Genomic DNA, 21,273 nt, shown 5'->3' on the forward strand with positions numbered 1-21,273 from the left:
GCGGTCCGGCTGGAACCGGGCCGCCGCGACATGCGGATCAGTTACCCGCCCGCAGGTGTTTCACTTCATCCGGTCCCGGCAGGTGATCGGCGCCGTTTGCGTAGCGCCAGTCGACCATCACACCGTTCCCGTTCTGAACCGCGGTGCGGCCGACGAAGGCACCCATCGTCGATTGATGATCCGACTTCCGGAACGTGATCGGACCGATCGGGGTCGACACCTCGATGCCTTCCGCGGCATCGACCATGGCTTCCGTGTCGGTTGAGCCTGCCTTTTCGATAATAGCGGCGATGGACATGAAGGTGTTGTAACCGACAAGTGACCCGACCTTAGGGGATTCCCCAAATTTTTCGTCATAGGCATTCACGAATGCCTTATGTTCGGGCGTGTTGATCGCATACCAGGGATACCCGGTGACGATCCAGCCATCCGGTGTTTCGTCCTTTAACGGTTCCAGGTATTCCGGTTCGCCGGTCAGCAGACTGACCACCGTGCGGTCTTTGAACAAGCCGCGCAGGCTGCCTTCGCGCACAAATTTGGACAGGTCGCCGCCGAATGTGACGTTATAGATCGCGTCCGGATTGGCGGCTGCCAGGGCTTCGGCTTCGGCGCCGGCGTCAATCTTGAACAGGGCCGGCCATTGCGCGGCAACGAACTTTACATCGGGACGGCGTTCTTTCAGCAGGCGCTGAAAGGCGGCAACGGCGTCCTGGCCGTATTTGTAGTTCGGCGCGATTGTCGCCCAGGTCTTTGCGGGAAGTTTCGCCGCTTCCTCCGCCAACATGGAAGCCTGCATATGCGTGCTCGGCCGCAGGCGGAATGTGTAGCGGTTGCCCTTGCTCCAGACCATTGCGTCGCTCAGCGGCTCGGCGGCCATGAAGAATACCTTTTGCCGTTTGGCGACATCGGCAACCGCAAGCCCGATATGGGAGAAGAAGGTGCCTGCGATCAGGTCGACTTTGTCGCGGCTCAGCAATTCCTCGACGATCCGAACCGCGTCGCCCGGCTTACCGGCATCGTCGCGGGAGATGACCTCCAAGGGTCGTCCGAGCACGCCGCCGGCCGCGTTGATTTCCTCAACGGCCAGTTCCCATCCTTGTTTATAGGGGACGGTGAAGGCGGGTAGGGATGTATAACTGTTGATCTCGCCAATCTTGATGGCGTCGGCCGCGTTCGCGGTTCCATGCATGGATGTCAGGGCCAGGGAGCCCATTGCGAAGGTGGCTATCAGTCCGGCGGCGATCTGGCGTCGAGTCCGTGTCATGCTCTGCCCTTATCTGTATGCCGGCCTCGGCCGGCAAACCTAACGAATGTCTGCACCCTGGGAACCTCAAACCAGTGTACTACGCCGGCAATCATACCGGCCCACTGTCCCGCGGAGTGTGCGGCTCCGACGAGTCCCCCTACGATAGTAAATAACTAAGGCGGCTTGTGCGGCTTCTCAACAGCAGAATTATTGGATTGCCGTAATGTCGGTGACGATACCGTCCCTTTCACAGCCCAGAACATGCATCGTCCCGGTGGCCATGTCGCATTCCAGGGCCAGTCGCGTATCCTTGTTGAGGACGGGCGGCGATAGCCAACCAAAGTTCAAACGGTCGTCGTTCCAACTTTGGACCATATGTGCTGCCCGTTCCGGACTGGTCTTGCCGCGCGCCCTCGCAGGTTCGTCGTACAGCCGCCAGTGATTGGCGGCGACAGCGCTTTCCCGGTCGATGCGGGCTGCGTTTCTCTGCCTTTCGATGGTCAGCGTCTGCCCGGGTTCCATCCCGGCAATCGTGAAGATGACGGGTAGCGCGATCGGCGTATGTGTCAGCTTGTCGACAGCCTCGTCGAAATCCGCGCAGGTCTCGAAGACCATCCGCAGCAGATGAGAAGGGGGAAGGGCCATCGAACGCCCCGTGGCGATCCGAGCCGCAACCCAGTCGAATGGCAGGATTCCCGTCTTTTTCGTCATCGGCGCCTGATTGATCATGATGGCGAAGCGGCCCGGTGCCATGCCGCTGATCGCCCCCAGATAACCGGGCCAGGTCGGATACAGGTTAGGTCCTTTCGGTCCAACCTGGCGGACCAGCACCATGTTTCGGCCGATTTCATCAAAAGGCCAGTCCAGGGTTCTGCGCAGCATGGGGGCCGATCTGCCTTCCGGCGTCGCGGCGCCGGTCGTGCAGCCCCATTCGTAGCAGAAATTCATGAACCACAGGCCCTGCGGGCGGCCCGTCGTAACGGCTCGGACTTCATGCAGGAAAGGGTTCCCGGTCCGTCCGGCCCATTTTTCCGATCTTCTGTCCAGGAACCGCAAAGGAAGAGTTCCCAGATGTCGGCGTCCCGATGCGAGAATTTTGGCGAGGCGTTCGGGCTCCAAATCCGCAAGCACGCCAAGCGGCGCATCGCCGATGTCATGCACAGGGATCTTTGGAAACCCTTGCTGGTTCGATGCAGTCGATGCGCCGGGGGCCGTCGTCATTCGGGTTTGCCCGCCACGATGAATAACCGCAGGAAAGGCAACAGTGTCTTTCCGTTCTCTTGTTTCGGATAGGCGGCGGCGATCCGTTTGCGGTAGGCCTGCTCAAAGCCGGATTTGTCCGGTTCGTCCAAGGCGTCCAGGAATGGCCGCAGCCAGGTGCCTTTGGTCCATTCGGCGACCGGGTTGTCACCCTCCAGCGCTTGGATGTAGTTGGTTTCCCAAATGTCCAGTTCGCCTGCCAAAGGGGCCAGAATGTCGTAATAGACATTTGGCGCATGTGTCGGCGGTGGTTTGATCATCGGTGCCAGCGTCGCTTCCCAGGGGCCGTCCTTCGCCGCCTCGGCGACGCTGATATGGGACGGGCGGCTGAAGTTGCGCGGAATTTGAACGGCCAGAATGCCGCCGGGTTTTAGGTGGGAGAACAATTTCGGGAACAGGTCCTGATGATCCGGCAGCCAATGCAGGGCTGCGTTTGTATAAATCAGGTCGACGGGTTCCGACGGTTCCCATTCGCCGATATCGGCAACCTCGAACCGTGCGTTGGGTGCCGCTTCACCGGCCTTGGCCAGCATCTCTTCGCTGGAATCCAAACCCAGGACATCCGCGTCCGGCCATCGATCGGTCAGGAAGGTCGTGACCGTACCGGGACCGCATCCAAGATCGACAATTTTTTTCTGACCCTTGTCCGGAATTCGGGCAAGCAGATCCAAGGCGGGTCGCAGGCGGTGCCCGGCAAAGGCAAGATACTGATGTGGATCCCAAACCATCGGTCGACCTCTCGCTGTTGCGCGTTTTGGTGCCGGAAATGTGAAGCTTGCGGCGCCGACCTGCAATGTTATTGATGCGGCTGCGGCGGTGCGCCGTCAAATGGATCCCATGCCGAAGTTTGTGAAGGGAAGATAATGAAGCGAACGGAAAACGCCGTCTCACTCGCGCGGGATGCGTTGATCTATCTCTCTCAGGATGCCGACCGGATCGGTCGTTTCCTGGCCGTGACCGGTGTGGGGCCGGTGGAAATTCGCAACCAAGTGGACGATCCGGTGTTTCTAGCGGGCGTCCTCGACTTCATCCTGGCGGATGACGCCATGGTCATGGATTTCGCCGAAAGTGCGTCGATTGAACCTGAGGAACCGGCCCGTGCGCGGCGGCTTCTTCCCGGCGGGGATGTTCTGGAATACTGACGAAACCGGCCGTTTTAGGCGTGTTCAAGTTCGTCTGCCCGACCAGTCGCTTTCAGGTGCACCGTAACCCGGTGCATCGCTTGCTTGGCTTTTTGGCCCAGATCTTCCGCCGTGGCGGGGTCCGATTTTGTTGCCTTTTTCAGCAGCGAATGTGCCCAATCCGATTGGGTCCGTGCGTAGTCTCCATAGTCGATCCATGGCATTTTTGAATTCCTAGCTTTCACTTCTGGGCCTTGCGCGTATTGGGGGAGAAGCGCAAACCCGAACAGTGTTGAAGTCGCGGAAAAGGTGACGCAGTTTCAATAGAGACGCAGTGATTGTGGTCACTGGGTACCGCAATGCGCGACGATGCTTAAATAGCGCTTTTTTCAAATTGAGGGCGGGAAGCGGCGTGAACACCGGGGTTCAGGCAGGCAACTGGCATCGCCGAATTTGGCGGCTGGCCATGCCGATGATCATTTCCAATATTTCGGTGCCCTTGCTCGGCGCGGTGGATACGGCGGTCATGGGGCATTTGCCCGACCCCGCCTATCTCGGCGCGGTCGCTATTGGGGCGCTGATCTTTTCATATGTCTATTGGAGTTTCGGTTTCCTTCGGATGAGCACGACGGGCCTGATAGCGCAGGCCTTCGGCAGTGCTGACGAGGCCGGTATTCAAACCGTTTTGTTCCGTGCCGGCGCCATCGCTTTCGGCCTCGCCGCCGGGATCATCCTGTTGCAGCTACCGATCGCGTTGCTTTCCTTCAGTCTTATCCCCGCCAGTGAGCAGGTAGAGGACTTCGCGCGAACATATTTCTTTATTCGTGTTTGGGGCGCGCCCGCCGCCTTGGGTACTTTTGTGATCCTGGGCTGGTTTCTGGGGCAGGAAGACGCGCGGACGCCGCTTGCCATCCAAGTGTTCACAAACGGTATCAATATCGCGTTGGACCTTTTGTTCGTCGTCGGGTTGGGCTGGGGCGTCGAAGGCGTGGCGGCCGCAACCTTGATCGCGGAATTCGCCGGCTTTGCGTTGGGTGGTGTGTTGGTCCTGCGTCGTCTTGGCGGGATGAGCGGCCGGATCCCCATCGACCGCAGTCATTTCAGTTTCCGTGAATTCAAGACGATGGTGGCTATCAACCGCGACATCTTCATCCGCACTTTCTGCTTGCTGACCGCTTTCGGGATTTTCACAGCACGGGGCGCGCAGATGGGCGACGTGACCCTGGCCGCAAACGCCGTGCTGTACCAATTCCTGACCTTCAGCTCTCACGGGCTTGATGCCTTCGCCCATGCGGCGGAAGCATTGGTCGGGGGCGCGAAAGGACGGCGGGACCGCGCCGGCTTTCACGAAGCCTCAAAGGTTGCCTTGCTTTGGGGCTTGGGCATCGCCGTCGGGGCTACCGCGATATTCTTCGTCGCAGGCCCCTATATCATCGATGGTCTGACCGGCATTCCGGAAGTGCGTAACACCGCGAACACCTATCTGTTCTGGGCGGCGATCATGCCGATCGTCTCGGTTTGGTGCTTTACCTTGGACGGCATATTCATCGGCGCGACGCGGTCGGTGGATTTGCGCAACAGCATGCTCATCACCTTCATCGGATATCTGGCTGCGCTGGCCGTGTTGGAGCAGGCATTCGGCAATCACGGTCTTTGGGCGTCGCTTGTGGTCCTTATGATTTTGCGTGGGGTGACGCTTGGTCTGCGCTATCCGGCTTTGCTGCGCAGCATCGACCGCTGACTTAATCTTCCCGTCGTAGAACCGCGACCGCTTCCAAATGCGATGACCAAGTGAACTGGTCGATCGGCGTGACGCTTTCTATGTGGTATCCGCCATCCGCCAGGATGCGAAGGTCGCGCGCCAGCGTCGCCGGGTTGCAGGAAACAGCCACGACCGTGGGCACGGTGGACGCGGCAATTTCGGTCGCCTGATCGGCCGCACCGGCGCGTGGTGGGTCGAAAACCACAGCATCGTAGGGGGCGAGGTCTGCGGTCGGGATAGGGCTTCGCGCCAAGTCGCGAGCTTCGATGGTGACATTCCCGCCCCCCATGCGTTGGACCGCTGCGAGCAGGGCGCGGTCGATCTCCACGGCGTGGACACTGTGTCCGGCGGCGGCGAGCGGCAGGGAAATGGTGCCGCATCCACAGAACAGGTCGGCGACGCGCCGCGCGCCCTTGGCCGCGGTCAGCGCCCGTTCCACGATCGCTTCTTCGCCATCTTCGCTGGCCTGCAGGAAGGCGGCGGCCGGCGGGGCCAATGTCGCGCCCTTGATCCGCAGGACGAATGGCCGCCGTTCAACCACCGGATCCGCGCCAGACCGGTCCTGCCAAACAAGGCGGGAAAGGTCGTTTTCCTCGGCCCAGTCGGTCAGCAGGTATCGCTCATCCAGCGTAAGGTCCTTGGGCTTTTCAGGGAACAGAACGGCTTCGACGCCCGAAGACCCCTCGGTCAACTGGATGTCGCCGCCCCGTCCCATCGAGGGCAGGTCGTTCAATAACTTCTTAAGCCCCGGCAGCAAGGCGGTCAGCGCGGGGCTCAGGATCAAACAGCCTTCTATCCCCGTTATCCGATTGGTGCCGCGTTCATTGAAGCCGATGACCCAGCCTTTGATCGTCTTGATGCAGGAAAGCCGCGCCCGGCGGCGGGTGCCGGCGGGGACGGAGACGGTTTCCGCGACATCGATGTCCGTGAATCCGCGCTTGGAAAGCGCATCGGCGAGCATTTCGCGTTTGAAAGCCGCGATCAGATCCACGGAGACATGTTGCAGGCTGCACCCTCCGCAGGTTCCGAAATGCGGGCAGGGCGGGTCCGTGCGACCGGCCCCTGAACTGACAAGTTCGGATTGCACGGCGACCTTGCCGTCGCCCCGCGAGGCGGTTTTGAGAACCCGGATCAGGTCGCCCGGGGCCGAAAACGGGATATAGATCGGTCCATCCGGCCCATCCGCGATGCCGTCGCCGCGGGCGCCAAGCCGTGTCACTTCAACCGGGTTTGATTGGTCCATTTTCGTATCCATCAAAGAAACGTTTAAATATTAAGTGAACTAATGTAACTTTTCGTGGGGAATTTCTTATTTACGCTGGTGGTTTGGCTGTTTTTTTACATGGCCATACTTAAGATTTAGCCGCCTTTACTTAGGAATGGACGGCCTGGAACCGATGTCGATCAATACGTTCATTGCCTTCCTTCTATGCATCAGCCTGTTTATCGGGTCGATCGTCATCAGCACGGACAACTATTGGATTTTCGCCAGCGGTTCCAGCTTTGTGATGGTTGTCGGCGGAACCTTGGCCGCCACATTCCTGGGGCAGGAGGCGCGCTATGTCCTGCTCGCTCTGCGTGGAATCTTATCCACTTTCTCGGTCCAGCGCATCGGCCGAAGCATTCTGAACCAGGAAGTCGGCCGAATTATCCGTTGGGGGTATTTGTCCCAGCAAAAGGGCGTTACGGCGTTGGAGCAGGAAGCCCAGAAGGTCAAGGCGGACCCGTTCCTGAGCTTCGGGCTTGAACTTGTCTTGTCGGGATACAAGGCAGACGACATCCGGTCCAACCTGCAATCTGTCGCGAATTCCACCTTCGAACGGAACATGGTGCCGGCCAATATCTGCAAGAACATGGCGAGCACGGCGCCTGCCTTCGGCATGATCGGCACCTTGGTGGGGCTGATCATCATGCTGGATGATATGGGAACGGATCCGACGCAACTGGGCAATGGACTTGCTGTCGCCCTCAATACCACGCTCTACGGCGTCATCATGGCGCGGATGATCTGTCTGCCGGCGGCCAACAAAATGACCCAGCGGCATGAAATCAACCGGTTTCGGCACGAATTGTTGTTGGAAGGACTGGCCCTTTTGGCCGACCGCAAGAACCCGCGCTTTATCCAGGACCGTATGAACAGTTTCCTGGACCCGGCAATCCGTTTCGACATCGACAAGCAACTGCGCGAACGGTAGGAGAAACAACATGCCGCATCGCCGCCGCAGATCGGACGCCGTCCAGGAGAACGAGGATGACTGGCTCGTCACCTATGCGGATGCGATCACGCTGTTGATGGCCTTTTTCGTAATGTTGATCTCGTTCTCGAAAATCGACCTCGTGCGATTCGAAGAGGTCCAGGCTGGCATCAAGGGTACAGTCGGCAAGCAGGAGCAGGAAGAAGCCAAGGAAGTTCTGCCGATCTACAAGATGCACAGCAAGGTCCAGGCAATTGTAGACACCACGTCTGAGCTGCCGCCGGGCGACGTGCAGGTCGGCTTCGACGACGAAGGGATCGTCATCGATTTCGTTGTGGCATCGTTCTTCAAGCCGCAATCGGTGGAAATGACCGATCAGGCAAAATTGATCCTGCGGCAGATCCGCTACGAATTGCAGGATCCGCCCTACAACCTCTATTTCGTTGATGTGGAAGGGCATACGGATGATGTGCCCATCAGCACACCGGAATTTCCGTCGAATTGGGAACTGTCCGCGCTTCAGGCGGCAAGCGTGGTACGATATTTGATTGAAGAAGGGATGGATCCCGAGCGAATGCAAGCGGCGGGCTATGCGGATACACGGCCTAAACTTAAAGCGACCAATGTTGCGGGCGAGGCAATTCCTGAGAACCGGCGTCAGAACCGGCGCATCGCTATTCGGCTTCATCCATGATGAAAGTGGTCCTAAATCCAGCCAATAACGGCGATATTAGCAGAAAACAGGTTGCCTCTGACTCTGTCTGTGACGTGGGTCACTGGTTTTTCCTTGAAAACCAACTATCGGTATCCAAAGGTGTTTTGAGCATTGGGCTATGCTCAACCCGGGGGGGAAGAATGAAAACGAATTCGGTTGATTTGTCGGCATGGCCTTCAAAGTAAAATTCTGGGGCGTTCGCGGGTCGATCGCTTGTCCGTCGCCGCGCCATATCGGCTTTGGCGGCAATACGAGCTGTATCGAAGTTTCGACTGGCGGCGAGCGTATCATCTTCGATGCCGGAACGGGTATCCGGAATCTGGGTGCCTGGTTGCTGCGCAAGGATGTGCACCGCGCCAATATCATGCTGTCCCACACCCATTGGGACCACATCAACGGCTTTCCTTTCTTCACCCCGGCCTTTGTTCCCGGCAAAAGCTTCAACATCATGGCCGGCCATATCCAGGAAGAAGGCGGCGTGCGCAAAGTGCTCGGCGGGCAGATGGCGCAGCCGTTTTTCCCGGTGCCGCTGGAAGCGATGCAGTCCAACCTGTCCTTCGAGGATTTTTCCGCTGGCGACTCGTTCAGCCTGACGCCGGGTGTGGTAATCCGGACAAAACCGTTGAACCATCCGAACGGCGCGACCGGTTATCGGGTGGAGTTCAAGGGCAAGGCGATGTGCTATGTCACCGACCTTGAGCATATCCCAGGACGACCGGATGAAACGGTCCTTGAATTGATCGAGGGCGCCGATCTGGTGATTTACGACAGCACCTATACGGAAGAAGAATTTCCAAGCAAGGTTGGTTGGGGGCATTCGACCTGGGAAGAAGGCGTGCGGCTTTGCAAAATGGCGAATGCCAAGATGCTGGCGATCTTCCATCATGACCCGACCCATGAAGACAAGTTCATGGAAGAGCTTGAGATGCAGGCAAGGGACACATGGTCAGGCGCCGTTGTCGCGCGTGAAAACATGCGGATCAACCTGCTTTAGCCGCCGGCAGGCACTCTCTCTGCTTTTCACCGCATGCAAATCGTTTGCAACGCCCTTACCATAAGCGCCCGAAGCGATTATCCTGTTGTATGACGGCGGGGGTGCCGAATGGCTTTCCGGCCCTGGCCGGGCGGCTGAAGGTCTGGGGCGCTGCGGAATCTCGGCGCTTTGAACCAATACGGGGTGAGGGCTGAATCCATTTGACTGATGACGTGCAGGACGTGACGACCACGCCGGATTTTATGCTGTCTCCGGAAAGGGACCCTTATGGACTGCAGGCGAAGGCCGAAAGGCGTTCGTCCGGGGTGTTCGGCGGGCGGCGTGAAGGCGATCGTGTTATCCGGCGTTTGATCGAACTGGGCATAGCCCTGTCGGCGGAACGGAATACCGATCGCTTGCTGGAGATGATCCTGCTGGAAGCCAAGCAGATCTATAACTCGGATGGCGGCACACTCTATCTGACCACCGAAGACGAGACGGGCCTGGCATTCAAGATCATGCGCAACGATACGCTGCAGGTCGCGCTCGGTGGGACGACGGGCAAGGAAATTCCGTTCCCACCGGTGCCGCTTGTCCGAGAAGATGGGTCCAAGAATACGAACAATGTTGCGTCCAACGTCTGGCATCAGCGCCAAGCCGTGAACATCGTCGATGCCTATGAGGCGGAAGATTACGATTTCAGCGGCACCAAGAAATTCGACGAAAGCACAGGCTATCGGTCAAAATCCTTTCTGACCGTGCCGATGATCAATACGAGCGAGGAGGTCATCGGCGTCCTGCAGCTGATCAACGCGCGGGATGCGACGGGAAAGACGGTCTCTTTCGACCGTAAGCTTCAGCCCTTGATCGAGGCGCTGACCAGTCAGGCTGCCGTGGCGCTTGAAAACTCGATGCTGATCAATGAACAGCGGCGGCTGTGGGATTCGTTGATCGAAATGCTGGCGTCTTCGATCGATGACAAATCGCCCTATACCGGCGGCCATTGCCAGCGCGTGCCGGTGATCACCAAGATGTTGGTCGATGCGGCCTGCAAAAGCACGGAAGGTATCTATTCCGATTTCGATCTGACCGAGGAGGAATGGTACGAACTGCATGTCGCGGCCTGGCTACATGATTGCGGTAAGGTGACGACGCCGGAATATGTGGTCGACAAGGCCTCGAAGCTTGAAACGATCTATAACCGTATCAACGAAATTCGAACCAGGTTCGAGGTGTTGCGCCGGGATGCCGAAATCGAATGCCTCAAGGCGCAACTGGCCGGCAAGGACAAGGCCGAGGCGGAAGCCCAGTTCGATGCGGCATGCACGCGACTGGCTGAAGAATTCAAGTTTGTTGCTCAGGCCAATGTGGGCGGCGAGTTCATGGATGACGACGCCCTGGCCAAATTGAATGAGATTGCGCAGCAGACCTGGATGCGCCATTTCGACAAAACATTGGGATTGAGTCCGGCGGAAGAAACCTTCCTGAAGCACAAGATGCCGTCTACGCCCGGTCTGGAACCTTTGCTGGGCGATCTGCCGGAGCATGAGGTCGGCAAGTATAACCGCGGCGAGTTGTACAATCTCTCCATCCGGCGCGGGACTTTAACCAGCGAGGAACGGGAAACGATTAACGACCATATCGTCGTCACGATCAAAATGCTGGAACAACTGCCCTTCCCGAAGAACATGCGCCGGATACCGGAATATGCGGGCGGACATCATGAGAAGATGGATGGAACAGGCTATCCGCGCGGTTTGACGAAGTCCGAAATGTCGGTGCCGGCACGCGTCATGGCCATCGCCGATATCTTCGAGGCGCTGACCGCCGCCGACCGGCCATACAAAAAGGCGAAGACGATCAGCGAGTCCCTTCGGATCATGAGCTTCATGGTCAAGGATCAGCATATCGACGCGGATCTGTTTGACCTCTTCCTGCGGTCAGGCGTATGGCGGAAATATGCTGACCAATTCCTGGAACCGCAGCAGATCGACGATGTGGATATCGAGGACTATCTTCCGGCACCCGATCTGCTTTCCGCGGTGGATGCCTGAACCCACGGTCAATGAAGCTTTGCCTGCAAAGCGTTTGCAGCGCGCGCAGACATAGGATACGGCAATTCCGTATTCCCTCTTCGATCCGCCACTGGAGCTGAAAAATGACCTATCCCGCCGCTTCGTCGGACCGCCCGGCCGCCTTTTCCGGTGCAAACCGCGTCATCGATCTGCGGAGCGATACCGTGACGCGGCCGTCGCAAGGCATGTATGACGCGATTGCCTCGGCGGCGGTTGGCGATGACGTCTACGGCGACGACCCAACGGTGAACGCGCTGGAGGCAAAGGCGGCGGATTTGATGGGCAAGGAGGCGGCGGTTCTGTTTGCTAGCGGCACGCAGTCGAACCTGGCCGCGGTCATGGCGCATTGCGGGCGGGGTGAGGAATTTATCATTGGAACCGGCTATCACATCGTGACCTACGAAGCGATGGGGACGGCCGTCCTCGGCAGCGTCGCTGCCTATTCGATCCCGACGAACGATGTCGGGGAAATACCGCTGGACGCGATCAAGGGGGCGGTGAAATTGCCGGATCCGCATTTCCCGGTGACGCGCCTACTATCGCTGGAGAACACTCATAACGGCATGCCGCTTTCCATGGACTATATGGCCAAGGCGACCGCCGTTGTACGGGAAGCGGGCCTGAACACCCATCTGGATGGGGCCAGGGTGATGAATGCCGCTGTTGCCCTGGGCGTCCAGCCCGCAGAAGTTGGGGCCTATTTCGACACCGTATCCGTATGCCTGTCCAAGGGTTTGGGATCGCCGGTCGGGTCGGTTCTGGTCGGGTCGGCGGATTTGATCGCCAAAGCGCGCAGGATCCGGAAAATGCTCGGCGGCGCGATGCGGCAGGCTGGCGTCATTGCGGCCTGCGGTCTTTATGCATTGGAAAACAATATCGACCGTTTGGCTGAAGACCATCTGCATGCCTCACAATTGGCGGACGGCCTTGCGGGTTTGAATGTCGACGGGCTCGATGTGGTGGCGTGTAACACGAACATGGTCTTTGTCGATTTGTCCGATGCCTTGGTGGCGCGTTTGCCGTCGGCCTTGCTGGAACGCGGCGTGCAGATTTCCGGTCGCAGCAGCAGGATCCGGCTGGTCGCGCATTTGGACGTCAGTGCCGATGATGTCGACAAGGTGGTGTCGGCCTTCGGGGATGCGTGCTCCGCCTGACCCCGGCGCTCCGTCTTATTCGTGAAGGACTTCGATCGCATTTACCAGTTGCGGCGCGATTTCCACGATCCGGCTGATTGTTTGCCGGTTGATGATGCGCCGGCAATCGGTTGCCAGCCGTTCCGGTAGGCGGCCCAACTCGTCCGATCGGGCGATCAGCCAGATGCGCCGCGACAAGGCAGGGAAGGGCATTTGGTGCACGTCGATATAGGGGGCGAACCGTTCGGCATCCAACATGTTCAACGGTGAGGTCAAAGCCCAGCCGCCCGATTGCACGACCGATGCATAGACCGACCGTGACGCGTCGAAGGCGAAGCGCCGAGGTGGGGTAAACCGAACCCGCCGCAAATGCTGCGTGATCTGGTGGCCGGCATGGGTTTCTTCAGAAAACTGCACACAGGGCAAAGCGGAGAGCTGGGGCAGGATTTCTTGGTCCGGATCGATGACGCCCTTTGCGCAGATCATAAAGTAATTTTCACGCAGAAGCGGCGTCACCCAATACGCGCTGGTGTCGTCCGGCAGGATCGCGGCAATCGCAATGTCGGACCGACGGCTGACCAGTTCCTGGACCATTACGTCGGACCGGCCTGAGGACGCGCTGACGAAACAGTTGCGGAACTGAGCCTGCAGCCGGGATACAAGCGCCGGCGTCAGGGAAACGTCGAAATCGTCAATGATTGACAAGTTGAGCTTCGGCAGGGCCGTCAGGTTCAGTTCGGCCAATTCCGTCTGTGCTTCCGCGACGGTTTCCAGAATTTTATGCGCGTGCCTGCGCAGCACCTGCCCGGCCGGCGTCAAGGTGATCGGACGCCCGCGTCGGTCGAACAGTTTCGCGCCGACTGCCTGTTCCAACGCAGTGATTTGCTGACTGACGCTCGACGGGCTGCTTCCGATCCGTTCCGCCGCGCCGCCGATGGTACGGGTTTCCTCGACCGCAACGAAGGTTTTCAAACCCCGCAACGTGAGGTCCGTGCCGGTCTTCGCTTCAGATCCGGTTGAGCGTATGGAATTGTCCGTCATGCGTTATCGGCCCGCGCGGAAAAGGGACGCGCCCGTTCGGATGGCGCGGGTCCCTGCGTTGTCGCTGCTTCAACAAAGCGGGTCATTTCAGGATGCTCAGCAAATAATTGTGATAGTGCTTATATACACGGAAAAACCGGGTCCCACACAAGTGGGCCCGGTTGTCGCACCGCAACATCGTCTGCACGAACAATCGTGGGGATTGCCGCTTAGCGGCCGTTCTTTTCTCGCCACGTGGCAAAGTCGGCCAAGGTTTGCTCATTGGTCGGCGGGTAGAGGCCGATGATGGATTGCCCTGCCATGACCTGTTCCGTCACGAAGTCTTCGAACGCCGTCATTTCATGGGCCTCATTGGCAATCTCGTCGGCAATATTGGCGGGAATCACGACAACACCTTCACCGTCACCGACGACGATGTCGCCCGGGAAGACAGGAACGCCGCCGCAGCCGATTGGAAGATTGAAATCGATGGCCTGATGCAGCGTCAGGTTCGTCGGTGAGGACGGGCGCTGCTGATAGGCCGGAATTTCCAACGTGCCGATTGTCGGGCTGTCTCGGAACCCACCATCCGTTACGATGCCGGCGCCCCCGCGTTTCATCAGGCGGCGGATCAAGATGTCCCCGGCGGATGCTGCCCGTGCATCCTGCCTGCTGTCGATGACCATGACATGGCCTTCGGGGCATTGCTCGATAGCGGCCCTTTGCGGGTGTTCCGGGTTTTGGAAAACCGTGATCGGGTTCAAGTCCTCACGCGCGGGAATGTAGCGCAGGGTGAAGGCCGGCCCAACCATGTTCCGCTCTTTCGCGGCTATCGGCCGAACGTTCTGGATGAAGACATTGCGCAGACCGCGTTTGAACAACGCCGTGGTCAGTGTCGCACAGGAGACCGCGGAGAGTTTTTCTCGGGTTTCTGGATTCATTGATTGTTCCCCGTTTTCCCGATGGTTCGGGATGTTGTTTTAGCTAGAAAATGTCAGGTTCCGGAACCGGTTCTCCGAACCCTGTTTCCAGGAAATCGAAGTCGCAGCCTTCATCCGCTTGTTTTACGTGTTTCGCGAAAGCATGGCCATAACCACGTCCGTAATACGGTTTCGGCACGACCCAGGCGGCTCGGCGGCGGGCCAACTCGTCCTCGTCCACCAGCATGTCGATTGACCGGTTCGGGACGTCGACCCGAATGATGTCGCCTGTCTTCAAAAACGCCAGCGGACCGCCGATATGGGATTCCGGTGCCACATGCAGGATACAGGCGCCATAGCTCGTACCGCTCATCCGCGCATCGGACAGGCGCAGCATGTCGCGAATGCCTTTCTTAACCAGCTTTGTCGGGATGGGCAGCATCCCCCATTCCGGCATTCCCGGGCCACCCTGCGGGCCGGCATTGCGCAGACAGAGGATGTCGTTCTCGGTCACATCCAGATCCGGGTCGTCCACGGCTTTTTTCATTTCCGGGTAGCTGTCGAAAACGATGGCCCGTCCTTCATGGACCAAAAGATGTTCGGCACAGGCGGATGGTTTGATGACGCATCCGTTGGGCGCAAGATTCCCCCTTAGCACCGCCAAGGCGCCTTCATGATAAACCGGGTTGGTGATCGGTCGGATGACATCGTCGTTGATGACCTCGGCCCCATCGATCCCTTCGCCCAGCGTGACGCCCGCAACCGTCTTCGCCGTCAGGTCCAGCTTGTCGCCGAGGGAGGCCATCAGCGCCCGTATCCCGCCGGCATAATAGAAGTCCTCCATAAGGTATTTGTCGCCGCTGGGGCGGACGTTCGCCAGGACCGGCGTCGTGCGTCCCAATGCGTCGAGTTGGTCGAGAGTGAAATCGACACCGGCTCGGCGCGCCATGGCGACCAGATGGATAACCGCGTTGGTGGAACATCCCATGGTCATCGCGACGACGGCGGCGTTTCGTACGGCGGCGGGGGTCAGGATTTCGGACGGAACCAGGTCTTCCCAAACCATTTCGACGGCTCGGCGTCCGGTCTGCGTCGACATCCGGATATGGTTGACGTCGGCCGCGGGAATAGAACTGGCGCCCGGCAGGGTAAGGCCCAAAGCCTCCGCAATGGCTGTCATTGTCGATGCGGTTCCCATTGTCATGCAATGGCCGTAGGAACGCGCGATCCCACCTTCGATGCCGACCCATTCCTTGTCTGAGATATTCCCGGCACGTCTTTCGTCCCAGTACTTCCAGGCGTCGGAGCCGGACCCCAGATACTCGCCCTTGTAGTTTCCGCGCAACATCGGCCCTGCCGGCAGGTAGATGCTGGGCAGGCCGGCGCTGATCGCCCCCAGAACAAGGCCCGGGGTGGTCTTGTCACAACCGCCCATCAGGACCGCCGCGTCGACAGGGTGCGACCGCAACAGTTCTTCTGTCTCCATCGCCAGCATATTGCGATAGAGCATCGTGGTCGGTTTCACGAAACTTTCAGATAGGGAAAGGGCGGGCAATTCCAGCGGGAAACCACCGGCTTGAAGCACGCCGCGCTTAACATCGTCCACACGATGCTTAAAATGGGCATGACAGGGCTGTGCGTCCGACCAGGTATTGATGATCGCGATAACCGGACGGCCAGTCCAATCTTCCGGGTCGTATCCCATCTGCATCATGCGGGACCGGTGCCCGAATGACCTTAGATCGTCGGGCGCAAACCACCGCGCGCTGCGGAGCGTTTCTTTGGTCTTTGCCATGCCTTCCTTCTTCCTCCCAAGTCGGTCGTTGCCGGTTTTCCCAGCTTCGGTGCTCACCCCGCCAATCGTTACCGATTCCAATAACATGGCCAGAGTTGAATCGTTGTTATGATATTAATATATTAGTTTTAACTTCGCAAATCCATGTGTATGTTGTCCCTTATGGATTGCTGGATGGGCCAGCGTGAATCCAAAAAAGTTTTGGTGAGATGAGAATGAATGCCAGTGGAAAACGATGGATGGGGGACAAAAGAACACCCCTTGCGGACCAAGTCTATGCGGACTTGCGTAAACGCATCGTTTCTTTGGAACTTCCGCCGAACAGTAGTTTGTCGCGGCAGGAATTGTCGGCCTATTACGGGGTAAGCCAGACGCCGTTGCGCGACGCGATCCAGCGCTTGGAAGCCGAAGGTCTTTTGGACATCTTTCCGCAATCGAAGACGGTGGTGACGCTGATCGACGATAGTCTGGTGCGTGAATGCCAATTCCTGCGAACGGCGCTGGAGACGGAGATCGTCGCCCTGCTTGCCGCGGACCCGGACAAAAGCAAGATCGATGCTGCACAGGAAAGTCTGGCGCGGATGGAATGGGTTCTGGCCCGTGATAGGGAGCTGGAGGAGTTCGATCGGCTCGACAAGCAATTCCATCGCGGCCTTTTTATCGCGGCGGACAAACAGGGTCTGCATGATCTTGTGGAATCGCGCAGCGGCCCGTTGGACCGCCTTCGCCGGCTTCATCTTCATGCGCAGGGCGAACGGAAGCCCGAGCGCGTGATTGCCGATCATACGAAGATCATCGACATGATCCGGGAGTCGCGTGTGGAAGACGCTAAGGAGGCGATGCGGGCCCATCTTGCCGGCACCTTGGCGCGGCTGGAAACCTTGACGGAATTGTTTCCGGATCATTTCCCGATAACCGCCGAATAGTCTTCCCGGGCGTCTGGGCGCGCCCCGAACAGCGTTACGGCGCTGCCGTTTTCCGATGTGTCGGCGACGGTCAAATGGCCACCTTCGCCACCGGTTTCATCTGCCTTCGATGTCAGGAAAATACGGGTGAGGTCCGCCCCCCCGAAAACGGGCTTGGTCGGTGCCGGCATGGGAGTGGCGTATTCAGCCAGATGGGTACCGTCCGGATCCAACTTATGCACGGCGGCGCCGCCAACACCGGCGATCCAGTAGTTTCCGTCCGCATCTAAAGTGGCGCCGTCCGGCCGTCCGCTGTGATCGTGCATTGGAAAGAAATCGTGACGTTCCCCGACCGACCCGTCGTCCAGATCGATCGGATGCCACCACACGGTTTGAATTGAGGGGTGCGAGTCCGAAACATAGAGTCGTCCGCGTTCCGCATCGACGGCCAGTCCGTTGGGTGTGATGAAGCCGGACATGACCTCGGTGACCGTGAAATCCGGCGTAATCCGGAACAGCGTTCCAATCGGCTTGGTGTTGTCGACATCCATGATCGCGGCCCAAAGAGTGCCGTTCCGGTCGACGGTGGAATCGTTGAACCGAACACCGTTCCGTCCAAGGTCCACGACACAGGTGAAAGCACCGCTATCGCAATTCAACAGGAATAGGCCCGTTTCCATGCCGACAACGATCTGACCTGTTGCCGAAACCGCGACGCAGCCGGCGAATTCGGGGGCCGGCCATACCCGTGTCGCGCCGGTTTCCGCATCGGTCTTGAACACTTTGCTGCCGTCTATATCGACCCACCAGACGGCGTTGGCGGATGCATCCCATACCGGGCTTTCGCCCAGCATGGCGCGGGCGTCGGACAGCCGACGGAATTGCAGGGTGGACGACGGGGCGTTGGGCGGCATGGTCATATCAGTGGATCGGGTCAATCGGTCGGGTCACATCAATTGGTTGGGCAGGAACAGGACCAGGTCCGGTATAAGGGCCAGGGCCGCGATCAATCCTACCATCGCGGCGATATAGGGCCACGACCATTTAACGAACTCGCCGAAACTGCATTTCAAGATGCCGCAGACGGTATACATGATGACCCCGACCGGGGGCGTGTTACCGCCAAGCGAAACCAGGATGATCATCACCACGCCCATATGCACCGGATCGAAGCCGACATGGACGAGGGACGGAAGGACCAGTGGCGTCACCAACAGGACGTTGACGGTTGCTTCCATCACCGTGCCCGCGATGAAGACCAGGGCCAGCACGACGAACAGCGTCAGGTATTTTTCGCCCGGCAGACTTGCCAGAAAACCGGTGATGGCACTGGGCGCTTGTTCCACCGTCAGGGCATGGCCTAGCACGGCCGCCATTACGATGATCAACATGACCATGCCGATGTCGAAAACGGATTCACGCATGGCGCCGATCAGCCCGTCCCAGGTCAATTCCCGGTAGACGAATAGGCCGATTACCAGGGCATAGACCACAACGATGGCGCCGGCTTCCGTCGCGGTGAAGAACCCGAACCGGAACCCGATCAAAAGGAAGACCGGGAACATCAGCGCCCACAGGCATTCGATGAAGCTTTTCCCCAATTCCCGCAGCGTCGGTTTCTCCGGCAGGTCCGGTTCGTATCCTTTATGGCGCGCGATGATCGAGGTGACGAAAATCAGAACCACGGTCATCAGGATTCCTGGGACGACACCGCCAAGGAGTAGTCGGCCGATGGAAACCTCGCTGATGAAACCGAACAGGATCAACCCGATGCTGGGCGGAATGGTGGAGGTGATGACCGAGGAAAACGCGATGACGGACGCCGTGAACCCCTTATCGTAGCCGCGCTTGTACATCGCGTCGCCCAGCAGGCGGGATTCCATGGCGGCATCGGCAACGGCGGACCCCGAAATACCGCCCATCAAGGCGCTGAGAACAATGGAAACCTGGGCCAATCCCCCGACCATCCAGCCGGTCAGCAGACGGGCGAAACGCAGCAGGCGGTCGGTGATGCCGACATTGTTCATCAGGTTGCCGGCAAGAATGAAGAAAGGCACGGCAAGCAGCGGGAAGGACTGCGTCGCACCATACATGCGCTGCATGGCGACGGTCATCGGCATATAGTCGGCGAAAAGAAACAGCGGCAGCGTCGACAGGCCCAGCGCGAAGGCCACGGGAATACCGATGGCGAGACCGATGAAGAAGAGGGCGGCGATGGTTCCGATCATTACATTACATCCAATACGTCCGGTTCGACGGTACCTTTGTGACGGATATGGTCGATGATTTGCTCCACCGCTGTAATCAGCATCAACCCGTACGCGATGGGCAGGGCCGCGCCGGCATAGGAAGAGGGGACGCCCGTCATCGGCAAGGGACGCGGGTTAAACACCTTTGCCAGGATCACGCCGTAATAGACCAGCACGACCAGCAGCGCGGCGATGATGAGTTTGATGGCGAGGTCGAGCAAAAACCGGGGCGTTTCCGGCAAAAGGCCGATTAAGGCGTTTATCCGGAAGTGACCGGAACGCTGAAGGGTGAGGTCCGCCGACAGCATAGCGAGCCAGACGAACAGCGCCTGCGCCACTTCATCAGACCAGATGACCGGATGCCCGCCATACCGTCCGATCGTGCCTGCCAGGACGATGGCGACGATCACGCCCAATAGGGTGATGGCCGTATAGAGTTCGATGCGCCGCAAGAGCGCCAAGGCTTTTCTCACAATTCGTCCCCCCCGAAGAAGACTTGTAAAAGGCATGAAAACATTGCCGAAGAACGGTCTTAGAGAAACGGCCGCTCCGGTCCAGTCTACCATGAGACCGGCCGGAACGGCCGTTCTTGCGCCTGCCTCGTTGAACAGGAGGTTTGTTTTTAGTTGCCGAGCGTTTTCTGCACTTCGGCGACAAGGTCGGTCAGTTCCAGCTTGTCCCAAACCGGTTTGACGGCGTCGCGGAACGGCGCGATGTCGATGGCCGTGACTTCGACGCCGGTAGCGCGGATGTCGTTGAAGATCTTTTCGGCGCCGTCGACGTTGGATTTCAGCGCGCTTGCGCCCCAACGCTTGGATTCTTCGGTGACGATGGCCTGCAGATCGGCCGGCAAGGATTTCAACCAGGCGTCGGATACCAGCATGCCGCTCATCAGGAAGATGTGCTTGGTCAGGGTGACGTTCTTGATCACTTCATACAGTTTCGCCCCCCAGATCGCCGAGGGTTGGGCTTCCGCGCCGTCGATCACCCCGGTCTGCAGGGAAGGATAGACCTCTGCCCAGGGAAGCGGTGTCGCGACCGCGCCCATGGCGTTGATCGTCTCGACCCACAAGGGCTGTCCGATGGTGCGGACACGAACGCCGTTCAGATCGGCCGGTTTCGTGATCGGCTTTTTGGTCAGCATGTGGCGCGCGCCCTGGTACCAATTGAACGACAAAAGGGTCAGGCCGCTCTTTTCCTTCAGTTTCTCGTTCCAGGAAGCAAAGGTGTCGGACTCGACGAATTCAGCGAGTTCGCTGACGTCAGAGAATGCATAGGGTGCGACGAGGACGTTGAATTCAGGCACGAAGACGGAAACCCGCGATGCTTCGACGAATGTCCCGACATTGGCGCCGGCTGCGGCCTGATCCATCATGTCCTGCGTATCGCCCAGTTGAGAACTGGGAAACAGTTGGACTTCGATCCGGCCGCCGGATTTTTCCTCAACCGATTTCTTGAACCCTTCCGCCGCGATCTGCAGCGGGTCGGTCGGTGATAGGACGGAGCCCAATTTCAAGGTGAAGTCCGCCGCCATTGTTTGTGTCGACAGCGTGGCGAGCAGAAGTGCTGTCCCCAAGGCCAGCGATTTACCGAATTTCATTAGTTCCTCCCATTGGTGGACCCGATCCCTTATGGCCGCGCACAAGCGCGACGACGGTGTTATGCCGGGTTGTTACACTAATATATTAAAATAACAATTGCGCGGACGTCAATGCACATCGTGGATTTGGGGCGGATTTCTGGGGATAGGGCGCAGTTCACGCACCGCCGGCAAATCGTTGCACGCGGGAACTACTAAAGGATGACCTTCCCGCGGGCGGGAAGCCGGGGGGAGGCCGGGGGAGGCCGGGGGGAGCGCATTGGGACCGGCCTGACTGGAATCAAAGGACCGGGTGGAAAACGGA

General features: G+C 58.8%; 20 protein-coding genes. 8 read left to right on the forward strand and 12 right to left on the reverse strand.

Annotation, left to right across the window (positions count from 1 at the left end):
• Nucleotides 1-37 precede the first annotated feature (37 nt).
• The 3 genes from EOI86_RS03125 to EOI86_RS03135 all read right to left on the reverse strand — a co-directional run bounded on the left by EOI86_RS03125 (nt 38) and on the right by EOI86_RS03135 (nt 3,234).
• Nucleotides 38-1,264, reverse strand: coding sequence for an ABC transporter substrate-binding protein (locus tag EOI86_RS03125; protein ID WP_193555765.1), 1,227 nt, complete (start codon nt 1,262-1,264; stop codon nt 38-40).
• Nucleotides 1,265-1,453: 189 nt separating this feature from the next.
• Entirely contained in the window at nt 1,454-2,467 is a 1,014-nt protein-coding gene (locus EOI86_RS03130) for a carcinine hydrolase/isopenicillin-N N-acyltransferase family protein (RefSeq protein ID WP_127763672.1), read from the reverse strand.
• Nucleotides 2,464-3,234: a methyltransferase domain-containing protein gene (locus EOI86_RS03135; RefSeq protein WP_127763673.1), complete on the reverse strand. Its 771-nt coding sequence runs from the start codon at nt 3,232-3,234 to the stop codon at nt 2,464-2,466. Before EOI86_RS03135 ends, EOI86_RS03130 begins: the two co-directional genes overlap by 4 nt.
• Nucleotides 3,235-3,369: 135 nt before the next feature.
• Between EOI86_RS03135 and EOI86_RS03140 the strand changes: the two genes are divergently transcribed.
• Nucleotides 3,370-3,648, forward strand: coding sequence for a DUF3572 domain-containing protein (locus EOI86_RS03140; RefSeq protein WP_127763674.1), 279 nt, complete (start codon nt 3,370-3,372; stop codon nt 3,646-3,648).
• A 14-nt stretch (nt 3,649-3,662) separates the two neighbouring features.
• Here EOI86_RS03140 and EOI86_RS03145 read toward each other — a convergent pair whose 3' ends face one another.
• Nucleotides 3,663-3,851 carry a hypothetical protein gene (locus tag EOI86_RS03145; protein ID WP_127763675.1) on the reverse strand — a complete coding sequence of 63 codons (189 nt, stop codon included), beginning with the start codon at nt 3,849-3,851 and terminating at the stop codon, nt 3,663-3,665.
• A 188-nt stretch (nt 3,852-4,039) separates the two neighbouring features.
• On the opposite strand from EOI86_RS03145, the gene EOI86_RS03150 reads away from it, so the two are divergent.
• On the forward strand, nt 4,040-5,368 hold the full coding sequence (locus EOI86_RS03150; protein WP_240035561.1) for an MATE family efflux transporter: 1,329 nt from the start codon (nt 4,040-4,042) through the stop codon (nt 5,366-5,368).
• A 1-nt stretch (nt 5,369) separates the two neighbouring features.
• On the opposite strand, the gene EOI86_RS03155 is transcribed toward EOI86_RS03150, so the two are convergent.
• Complete coding sequence (locus EOI86_RS03155) at nt 5,370-6,632, reverse strand: class I SAM-dependent RNA methyltransferase (protein WP_161973663.1); 1,263 nt, start codon at nt 6,630-6,632, stop codon at nt 5,370-5,372.
• Between the two features lie 154 nt (nt 6,633-6,786).
• On the opposite strand from EOI86_RS03155, the gene EOI86_RS03160 reads away from it, so the two are divergent.
• The 5 genes from EOI86_RS03160 to ltaE all read left to right on the forward strand — a co-directional run bounded on the left by EOI86_RS03160 (nt 6,787) and on the right by ltaE (nt 12,501).
• Entirely contained in the window at nt 6,787-7,584 is a 798-nt protein-coding gene (locus EOI86_RS03160) for a motility protein A (protein ID WP_127763677.1), read from the forward strand.
• A gap of 10 nt (nt 7,585-7,594) precedes the next feature.
• Nucleotides 7,595-8,278: an OmpA/MotB family protein gene (locus EOI86_RS03165; RefSeq protein ID WP_127763678.1), complete on the forward strand. Its 684-nt coding sequence runs from the start codon at nt 7,595-7,597 to the stop codon at nt 8,276-8,278.
• 190 nt (nt 8,279-8,468) lie between these two features.
• Nucleotides 8,469-9,293 carry an MBL fold metallo-hydrolase gene (locus tag EOI86_RS03170; RefSeq protein WP_127763679.1) on the forward strand — a complete coding sequence of 275 codons (825 nt, stop codon included), beginning with the start codon at nt 8,469-8,471 and terminating at the stop codon, nt 9,291-9,293.
• Nucleotides 9,294-9,493: 200 nt separating this feature from the next.
• Nucleotides 9,494-11,326 carry an HD family phosphohydrolase gene (locus EOI86_RS03175; RefSeq protein ID WP_240035562.1) on the forward strand — a complete coding sequence of 611 codons (1,833 nt, stop codon included), beginning with the start codon at nt 9,494-9,496 and terminating at the stop codon, nt 11,324-11,326.
• A gap of 104 nt (nt 11,327-11,430) precedes the next feature.
• Complete coding sequence (gene ltaE / locus EOI86_RS03180; protein WP_127763680.1) at nt 11,431-12,501, forward strand: low-specificity L-threonine aldolase; 1,071 nt, start codon at nt 11,431-11,433, stop codon at nt 12,499-12,501.
• 15 nt (nt 12,502-12,516) lie between these two features.
• Here the strand turns inward: ltaE and EOI86_RS03185 are convergent, their stop codons facing one another.
• From EOI86_RS03185 to araD, 3 genes are all read right to left on the reverse strand, one after another.
• Nucleotides 12,517-13,521 (reverse strand): LysR family transcriptional regulator, encoded by a 1,005-nt coding sequence (locus EOI86_RS03185; protein WP_127763681.1) that lies wholly within the window; start codon nt 13,519-13,521, stop codon nt 12,517-12,519.
• A 209-nt stretch (nt 13,522-13,730) separates the two neighbouring features.
• Nucleotides 13,731-14,441, reverse strand: a complete 711-nt coding sequence (locus EOI86_RS03190) for a ribonuclease activity regulator RraA (protein WP_127763682.1) — start codon at nt 14,439-14,441, stop codon at nt 13,731-13,733.
• Nucleotides 14,442-14,484: 43 nt separating this feature from the next.
• The gene (gene araD / locus EOI86_RS03195) at nt 14,485-16,215 is read right to left on the reverse strand and encodes an L-arabinonate dehydratase (RefSeq protein WP_127763683.1); all 1,731 of its coding nucleotides are present in this window, start codon (nt 16,213-16,215) and stop codon (nt 14,485-14,487) included.
• A 239-nt stretch (nt 16,216-16,454) separates the two neighbouring features.
• Between araD and EOI86_RS03200 the strand changes: the two genes are divergently transcribed.
• Nucleotides 16,455-17,141 carry a GntR family transcriptional regulator gene (locus EOI86_RS03200; RefSeq protein WP_161973664.1) on the forward strand — a complete coding sequence of 229 codons (687 nt, stop codon included), beginning with the start codon at nt 16,455-16,457 and terminating at the stop codon, nt 17,139-17,141.
• Here the strand turns inward: EOI86_RS03200 and EOI86_RS03205 are convergent.
• The 4 genes from EOI86_RS03205 to EOI86_RS03220 form a co-directional block, all read right to left on the reverse strand.
• The gene (locus tag EOI86_RS03205; protein ID WP_161973665.1) at nt 17,117-18,034 is read right to left on the reverse strand and encodes an SMP-30/gluconolactonase/LRE family protein; all 918 of its coding nucleotides are present in this window, start codon (nt 18,032-18,034) and stop codon (nt 17,117-17,119) included. The two genes, EOI86_RS03200 and EOI86_RS03205, sit on opposite strands and share 25 nt — an antisense overlap.
• A gap of 33 nt (nt 18,035-18,067) precedes the next feature.
• Complete coding sequence (locus EOI86_RS03210) at nt 18,068-19,348, reverse strand: TRAP transporter large permease (RefSeq protein ID WP_127763686.1); 1,281 nt, start codon at nt 19,346-19,348, stop codon at nt 18,068-18,070.
• Nucleotides 19,348-19,842 (reverse strand): TRAP transporter small permease, encoded by a 495-nt coding sequence (locus EOI86_RS03215; protein ID WP_161973666.1) that lies wholly within the window; start codon nt 19,840-19,842, stop codon nt 19,348-19,350. The genes EOI86_RS03210 and EOI86_RS03215 overlap by 1 nt, the downstream gene beginning before the upstream one ends.
• 149 nt (nt 19,843-19,991) lie before the next feature.
• Nucleotides 19,992-20,969, reverse strand: a complete 978-nt coding sequence (locus EOI86_RS03220) for a C4-dicarboxylate TRAP transporter substrate-binding protein (protein ID WP_127763688.1) — start codon at nt 20,967-20,969, stop codon at nt 19,992-19,994.
• Between the last annotated feature and the right edge of the window lie 304 nt (nt 20,970-21,273).

Source organism: Hwanghaeella grinnelliae, assembly GCF_004005845.1.
Taxonomy (GTDB): domain Bacteria; phylum Pseudomonadota; class Alphaproteobacteria; order UBA8366; family Aestuariispiraceae; genus Hwanghaeella; species Hwanghaeella grinnelliae.

Excerpts from the sequence above, each read along its gene's own strand:
- EOI86_RS03125 (WP_193555765.1), bottom strand. The coding sequence starts at position 1,264 with ATGACACGGACTCGACGCCAGATCGCCGCCGGACTGATAGCCACCTTC.
- EOI86_RS03130 (WP_127763672.1), bottom strand. The coding sequence starts at position 2,467 with ATGACGACGGCCCCCGGCGCATCGACTGCATCGAACCAGCAAGGGTTT.
- EOI86_RS03135 (WP_127763673.1), bottom strand. The coding sequence starts at position 3,234 with ATGGTTTGGGATCCACATCAGTATCTTGCCTTTGCCGGGCACCGCCTG.
- EOI86_RS03140 (WP_127763674.1), top strand. The coding sequence starts at position 3,370 with ATGAAGCGAACGGAAAACGCCGTCTCACTCGCGCGGGATGCGTTGATC.
- EOI86_RS03145 (WP_127763675.1), bottom strand. The coding sequence starts at position 3,851 with ATGCCATGGATCGACTATGGAGACTACGCACGGACCCAATCGGATTGG.
- EOI86_RS03155 (WP_161973663.1), bottom strand. The coding sequence starts at position 6,632 with ATGGACCAATCAAACCCGGTTGAAGTGACACGGCTTGGCGCCCGCGGC.
- EOI86_RS03160 (WP_127763677.1), top strand. The coding sequence starts at position 6,787 with ATGTCGATCAATACGTTCATTGCCTTCCTTCTATGCATCAGCCTGTTT.
- EOI86_RS03165 (WP_127763678.1), top strand. The coding sequence starts at position 7,595 with ATGCCGCATCGCCGCCGCAGATCGGACGCCGTCCAGGAGAACGAGGAT.
- EOI86_RS03170 (WP_127763679.1), top strand. The coding sequence starts at position 8,469 with ATGGCCTTCAAAGTAAAATTCTGGGGCGTTCGCGGGTCGATCGCTTGT.
- ltaE (WP_127763680.1), top strand. The coding sequence starts at position 11,431 with ATGACCTATCCCGCCGCTTCGTCGGACCGCCCGGCCGCCTTTTCCGGT.
- EOI86_RS03185 (WP_127763681.1), bottom strand. The coding sequence starts at position 13,521 with ATGACGGACAATTCCATACGCTCAACCGGATCTGAAGCGAAGACCGGC.
- EOI86_RS03190 (WP_127763682.1), bottom strand. The coding sequence starts at position 14,441 with ATGAATCCAGAAACCCGAGAAAAACTCTCCGCGGTCTCCTGTGCGACA.
- araD (WP_127763683.1), bottom strand. The coding sequence starts at position 16,215 with ATGGCAAAGACCAAAGAAACGCTCCGCAGCGCGCGGTGGTTTGCGCCC.
- EOI86_RS03200 (WP_161973664.1), top strand. The coding sequence starts at position 16,455 with ATGGGGGACAAAAGAACACCCCTTGCGGACCAAGTCTATGCGGACTTG.
- EOI86_RS03205 (WP_161973665.1), bottom strand. The coding sequence starts at position 18,034 with ATGCCGCCCAACGCCCCGTCGTCCACCCTGCAATTCCGTCGGCTGTCC.
- EOI86_RS03210 (WP_127763686.1), bottom strand. The coding sequence starts at position 19,348 with ATGATCGGAACCATCGCCGCCCTCTTCTTCATCGGTCTCGCCATCGGT.
- EOI86_RS03220 (WP_127763688.1), bottom strand. The coding sequence starts at position 20,969 with ATGAAATTCGGTAAATCGCTGGCCTTGGGGACAGCACTTCTGCTCGCC.